Here is a 6914-nt window from a genome sequence, read left to right on the forward strand (position 1 = left end):
GAAATTAATGATTGTTTAATTAAAGAACTACGACGAAGGTTGCATGACCTAACAACTGAAGGCTTATCATACAAGAACAGAATAAACATATTTTAGATATCATAAATAATAATAATTATATAAAAATCAATTAAATTAATGACACGTTACCTTGCTAGTATTATTTACTTGTAAATTAACAAAATAAAAACTTAATCATTATTTATATGCTATGTTCAATACAAACTTAATCAGTGTTTAATAAATGTGAAGCATCTTTAAATAATAAACTCGCCACAAGCCCCACAAAAGATAGGAATAAAAAAACCAACATTAACGCATGAAAACCTGCATGAAAAGCTGCTTTCCCCCACTCTAAAGCTTGCGTCTGCACGCCTAATTCACTAAACAAAGGGACCATTTTATCTAAGGGTTGTGCTCCCGTAATAAATGGAAGCACACTTTCAATACTCGGCGCGCCCATTTGAGTCATCACATTGCCTGCCAATAACATAAAAACACTCGCTGATACTGTACTTAATAAGATCCCTGCGCACGCAATACCACAAGCGTACCAAAGGTACGTGTTAGAAATAAACAATCCATAAGCAGAGCCTTTTTCATTTTTAGGAGCTGCTTGAACAGCAGCAAGGTTTGTCGATGAATACATGACCCCAGTCATTAATCCAATACAAACCATGCCTGAACCCAAGTATAACCACGATAATTCTTCAGGCATCATCACTAATAAAAGCGCCCCTAAAAAACCAATAAATTGCGCCACCACTATCGATGGTAACGGGCCAATTCGACTATTAAATCGTCCCGCGGTGATCGAAGATAAACATAGAAAACCTGTCATGATCAACATGATAAGCCCCGCTTCTGATGGCGTAAAATATAAGATGTTTTCTAAATATAGAGGCAGTACAAACAAAAAAGAGCCAAAAAACATTTGAAAACATGCTCGAGTAATCAATAATCCTAAAAATAATCGATGACGAAATAAACTGAGATTCACCAAAGCTTGGGACAAATAACGTTGCCAATTTAATGTTAATACTAATAAGGCTAAGCCGACAATCAGCGGAAGGTAAAAGTGTATACTGTTAAAACTCCAGATGGATTCAACATTGAATGCGTACAAAATTAATAAAAAAGATATTAAAATCAAAATACTTGATGGAAAGTGGATCTTGATTCTATCATTACCTTTATCATTTCTACCCGTGATGTGTACTATCAATAAACACACCAAACACACTGGCACATTAATTAAAAAAGCCCATCTCCAGCCCCAATGCTCAACAATGAAACCACCTAAAGTGGGTCCGATGGATTGTGCTGCAGCCGTAAAAACAACCAGTATACTCACAACAAGTCCCTGCTGGCGCTTTGGGAAGTGCCCTGCCGCAACCACAAATATCATCCCAAAAGCCCCCGCCATGCCTATTCCTTGAACAAAACGCCCCGCAATTATCGTATATAAGTTAGGTGCAAAACTCGCAATCAGAGAGCCTATGAGAAAAACACAAATCCCAGACATAAACATCAGCTTATGTCCAAAACGATCCCCAAGTTTTCCCGTGGTAATGACCAAGCCACCCATGGCAATCAAATAAATATTATTAACCCATTGTAATTCAGATATTTGAGCAGAAAAAACATTACCTATAACCGGTAAAGCCAAGTTAATAATAGTCACATCAAGATTAATAATAACCAAACCTAACCCTAAACCGGTTAACAGCCACCAGCGATACTTGAAATCCTTATGTTCATTGTCTTGGTAATCATTTTGAATACTTTTAATCACGTTAAGCTCGCTGAATCTGAAAGTATTTATAATAAACAGTTTAGTTGATAGGAAAATTGAATAGGTAAGAAGGTTTACAAACTTAAAATATCCGATCGAAAAAAAACGTGATAAAGAAAAACCCCAAGCCTTCGTAGCGAAGGGTGCTCATCCTTATGATTTAAATTCCAATTGACGCCAACACTCAGTCAGTCTAGAGGCATTAATGGCAAACGCAATGATCACTAAATAGCTTAAAGCAGGAATAATAAAACTGGCTTGTACATCCATCAGATCAGCAATCCCCCCCTGTACTAAGGGCATAATCGCCCCACCAACAATAGCTAAACAGAGTAAACCCGAACCTCTACTCGTATGGGTATCGAGTCCTTTAATCGCCAAAGAAAAAATCGTCGGAAACATAATAGAGTTAAATAGCCCCACCGCTAAAATCGACCACATGGCCACATGGCCGCTTGTATTCATTGAAATACACAATAATAAAATTGCCATAGAGCCATTAAACATAAGTGCAAACTGAGGTTTAACCACACGTGTTACAACAGAGCCAATAAAGCGGCCAATCATAGCCCCGCCCCAATAATATCCCACAAAATGCGCAGCACTTGCCGCAGGCATATTACCAATATGTTGCAACTCAAAATAATTGATCAAAAAACTGCCTATCCCCACCTCAGCCCCGACATAAAAAAAGATTGCTACAGCCCCAAATAAGGTCTGTTTTGCCTGCCATATACTTCTCCCATCATTTCCTTCCAATGGCTTACTAGACTGATTGATCTCGGGCAACTTTAACGTTTTAACAATAATCGCTGCAATAATTAAGACTGATGCCAACATCAAATACTGCAGCTTTACCGCTGAAGCTCCAGCAGCAATACCCGCCGCAGACAGTAACATCATCCCCGCAAAGAAGGGCCCTATTGTCGTCCCCAATGAATTTAATGCTTGCGCTAAATTGAGTCGACTGGAAGCCATACGTTCAGGCCCCAAAGCCACAACATAAGGATTTATGGATACTTGTAAAATAGTTAAACCACTTGCCAAAACGAACAACGCTAATAGGAAGAACCAATAAAGATGTAATGAAGCTGCAGGATAAAAAAGCACACATCCTAGCGCGGTGGTGAGCAAGCCAACAATCACACTTCTTTTGTATCCCACTTTATGAACCAAAAAACCAGCAGGGACTGACACGACAAAATAGGCACTAAAAAAGCAAAATTGAATCAACATTGCCTGAGTGTAATTCAAAGAAAACATTTCTTTTAAATGTGGAATTAGCACATCATTGAGCACGGTGATAAAACCAATAAAAAAGAACAAAACACACATAGAAGCTAAAGGGAATCGATAATTATTCGACGTTGAACCTTGAGACTGTGTAGATGATGAAAGTGTCGGTATTCCAGCCACAAATTTGCTCCACAATAATAGACGTTATAACAATGAATTTCAGCGACACAAAGAGCCGCAGTTTAAATTTATCAACTAACAAACCCTAACGTTTTAGACTATGATGTCAAGCTAACCAAATTTAGCTAAATCGATGAAAAAATGCATTAACTCATCTCAGTGACGTTTAATTGATCTTATTACTCTAGAGAATAAACGCATGGATAAACAAATGGATAAACAATCTCCCCCTACCTACCCCACTTTTCAAGATCCTCATTTTTTAAAGGATCACATCAAGCAGACAATGGCTTTTTACCACCCTAACTGTATTAACAAAGATAACGGTTTTTTTCAAAACTTCTCCACCAATGGATACATTTATAACACTAAAGATCGGCATCTCGTCTCCAGTTGTCGATTTATTTTTAATTACGCTATGGCAACTATCGAATTTAATCAGCAAGATTATTTAAAAGTCGTTCAGCATGGCATTGATTTTATAGAAACCATACACAAAAACCCCAAAACGGGTGGCTATGCATGGCAGTTATCTGATAATAACATTATAGATGATACAAACCATTGTTATGGCTTGGCGTTTGTATTACTTAGCCACTCAGTCGCCCTCAAAGCGGGGATCCTCTCTTCTAAAGATATAATTGAACAAACATGGCAACAACTCGAAAAATACTTTTGGGATGAAGAATATGGTCTATACAGAGATGAGTATAATGCCGACTTTACTCATCTTGGTGATTATCGAGGCCAAAATGCCAACATGCACATGTGCGAGGCAATGCTCACCGCTTTTGAGGTGACCTTAGATAATAAATTTTTGAGGCGGGCTTATTTATTAGCTCATAATATCACTGTTAGACAAGCTGCATTCAGTCATGGACTCATTTGGGAACATTACACCTCTGATTGGAAAATCGATTGGCATTATAATAAAGACGACCCTAAAAACTTGTATCGTCCATGGGGTTATCAACCCGGTCATCAAACAGAATGGGCTAAACTGCTGTGTATTCTATACCGTCACCAACCAGAGCCTTGGATGATTGAACGCGCTGAATTTCTGTTTAATGCTGCAGTCGATACTGCTTGGGACCACACCAATGGCGGTATTTTTTATGGCTTTTCACCCAACGGGGACATTTGTGACAGTGACAAATATTTTTGGGTTCAGGCAGAAAGTTTTGCTACGGCAGCCTTAATGGCGATCACGACCGGTAAAGATAAATATTGGCACTGGTACCAAAAAATTTGGGCTTATTCTTGGGAGCATATGATCGATCATCAACATGGCGCTTGGTATTTCATATTAGATGCAAACAACAATCACTATAATGATATTAAAAGCCCTGCTGGCGGGAAAACCGATTATCACACCATGGGCGCTTGCTACGAAGTCATTAAAGCGCTGCAATTAAAGGAGAAAGCATCATGAGTTTATTAGCATTTGGTGAGGCTTTAATTGACTTTTTATCCAATGGAGGTACCCCTGAAACCTTCACTAAGTTTCCAGGTGGAGCGCCCGCAAATGTGACTGTCGCTTATGCCAAATTAGGCGGGAAAAGTCAATTTTGTGGTATGCTAGGTCAAGATATGTTCGGCGATTACCTGTTAACATCACTCAATGAGCATAATGTTGATACGCAATATTGCTTACAAACCTCAATCGCCAAAACAGCACTGGCTTTTGTCTCTTTAGATGCCAATGGAGAACGCAGTTTTAGCTTTTATCGACCCCCTGCAGCCGATCTTCTTTTTCACTCCACTGATTTTAATATTCAAGCCTTCACCAGTAATAACCTATTTCATATTTGTTCAAACAGCCTTACAGAAGAGGCTATTTATGAAACCACTATGCAAGGTTTAAGCTTAGCTAAAACGCACCGGTGCCTTCGTAGTTTCGATGTCAATTTACGCTTAAACTTATGGCAAGCTCCTCAACTTGCCTATGAACGGATCTGGCAATGTATACGCCATTGCGACATATTAAAACTCTCCCGTGAAGAGCTCGACTTTTTACTCTCACAAATGCAACATCAACAAGAGTCTGAATTTATCGCCTCATGTTTTAGCCATGGCGTATCCATTATCATGATCAGCAATGGTCACCTACCAGTACTCTACTATACGCCAACCTTTTGTGGTGAAAGTCAAATTCCCAATATAGAGGTTATTGATACCACTGCTGCTGGTGATGCCTTTGTGGGGGCAATGTTATTTCAACTAAATGAATATCTTAATAAAAACAAAATATTAAGCCAGCTTATTAATGAAGAGCATGAACTAAAGTCAATTATGGATTTTGCAACCTTATGTGGTGCCATAGCATGTACTCAAAAAGGCGCTTTTCCCTCATTACCCTCAATGGAAGATCATGACAATTTTCGGCTAAAAATAATGAAATAAGCACATTAAAAGTAGTCAAATAAAATCGACTACTTTTAATGTTTTTCAAGGACCTACCTAAACAAAATGTTGAAGGTTGATTCGCTCACTTGACACTACCTCAGAATGATTTAACTGACTAAAAGCTTGCTCTAACGCTTTAGATGCAAAGAAAAATGCTAAGTCAATTTTACTATTATCTTCACCAGCAGCCTCTAAGTCCTAGACTAATTTCGTCCCAATATTATCCAATAATGAGGTGTGATCGGTCCCCTCCTTCGCAAACTTTTCCAATAAATTATGCAAAGGATAATGCTTCATCTTCTTTTCAGAACCATCGGGTAATAAATGATTTCGAGCAAAAGTCTCGGCAAAACTAATGCCCTTCCTTTTAAACATATAATTAATATCAGCATAAGGATTCAGATCGGGGTCATCTCCGACTTTCCCCCGGCCAAAATCAATAGCCTGTAGGATCTGTGACCCATCACCTACCCTATGGACCATAAGATTATGCATATGAAGATCATCATGTGAAATTTTTGACTTATACATAACTCTTAATATATCAACAGCCTGTAAGGAAATATTTTCAACATCTTCTCGAGATAGGTTATCCATAGACACATCAAGCTCAGCACTCTTAACGTGCTCAGGATCATAAATAGGTACAACCGCATAGGTATAATTAGGATCTAGATGCCGTGGAGTCTCTATTTGCGTTTGCAAAGAAATAAATCGGCTCAGCTCATCTTTATTAGGTTGCTTCTGTATGTACTCACCAATTTTATGCTCTAATATAAAATCAGCTTTACCTACACCATCCATTGCTTTCAGTACCCCTTTTGAAAATCTTTTGTTCACGCCGCCTGTCAAAAAGTCATTATTACTGACTCCAGCAATGTCGACTTCGACCAAATGATCTGTCAAAGGATTAGGTTTGAGTACTCCATGTAATAAATCTCTTGGGCAGCCTAATAGGCTTGCTAAGTACCTGAGTATAAAATTACCAACAATTAGGTTAATATTTAATCTTTGATGTTTTTTACATTACCAATGATATAGAACTTGTATCAATATCGAAATTTTTGTATAACTATCACTAGCATATGAATTATCACTTTTTATAAATGAAACAAGTTAGAGCCCTGTTACCTCATGAGTTCACCACGCTAGAAGAAGCGTTCAAGAATCATCCTAAACATCGCTATAGAGTTCGAGCTCATGCAATATTGAGCAGTTATCACGGCTTCACTATTAAGCAAATTTCACAGCTATTATTGGTACGCTCCTCTACGGTGTCACTGTGGTTCGATCAATG

General features: G+C 38.3%; 5 protein-coding genes and 1 pseudogene. 3 read left to right on the forward strand and 3 right to left on the reverse strand.

Features of this window, described 5'->3' with window-relative positions:
- Positions 1-226: 226 nt before the first annotated feature.
- Both L2764_RS16075 and L2764_RS16080 read right to left on the reverse strand, forming a co-directional pair.
- On the reverse strand, positions 227-1795 hold the full coding sequence (locus L2764_RS16075) for an MFS transporter (protein ID WP_248941278.1): 1569 nt from the start codon (positions 1793-1795) through the stop codon (positions 227-229).
- A gap of 153 nt (positions 1796-1948) precedes the next feature.
- A complete protein-coding gene (locus L2764_RS16080; RefSeq protein WP_248941279.1) occupies positions 1949-3211 on the reverse strand; it encodes a sugar MFS transporter in 1263 nt (420 codons plus the stop codon).
- Between the two features lie 211 nt (positions 3212-3422).
- Between L2764_RS16080 and L2764_RS16085 the strand changes: the two genes are divergently transcribed.
- Together L2764_RS16085 and L2764_RS16090 are read left to right on the forward strand one after the other, a co-directional pair.
- Positions 3423-4643 carry an AGE family epimerase/isomerase gene (locus L2764_RS16085; protein ID WP_248941280.1) on the forward strand — a complete coding sequence of 407 codons (1221 nt, stop codon included), beginning with the start codon at positions 3423-3425 and terminating at the stop codon, positions 4641-4643.
- Positions 4640-5614, forward strand: coding sequence for a carbohydrate kinase family protein (locus tag L2764_RS16090; protein WP_248941281.1), 975 nt, complete (start codon positions 4640-4642; stop codon positions 5612-5614). The genes L2764_RS16085 and L2764_RS16090 overlap by 4 nt, the downstream gene beginning before the upstream one ends.
- A 201-nt stretch (positions 5615-5815) precedes the next feature.
- Here the strand turns inward: L2764_RS16090 and L2764_RS16095 are convergent, their stop codons facing one another.
- Entirely contained in the window at positions 5816-6523 is a 708-nt protein-coding gene (locus tag L2764_RS16095; RefSeq protein ID WP_248941282.1) for a protein kinase family protein, read from the reverse strand.
- 200 nt (positions 6524-6723) lie between these two features.
- On the opposite strand from L2764_RS16095, the pseudogene L2764_RS16100 reads away from it, so the two are divergent.
- Positions 6724-6914: pseudogene (locus L2764_RS16100) on the forward strand (IS630-like element ISVsa8 family transposase); the annotation flags it as partial.

The sequence above is a fragment of the Shewanella surugensis genome (assembly GCF_023284005.1).
Classification (GTDB): domain Bacteria; phylum Pseudomonadota; class Gammaproteobacteria; order Enterobacterales; family Shewanellaceae; genus Shewanella; species Shewanella surugensis.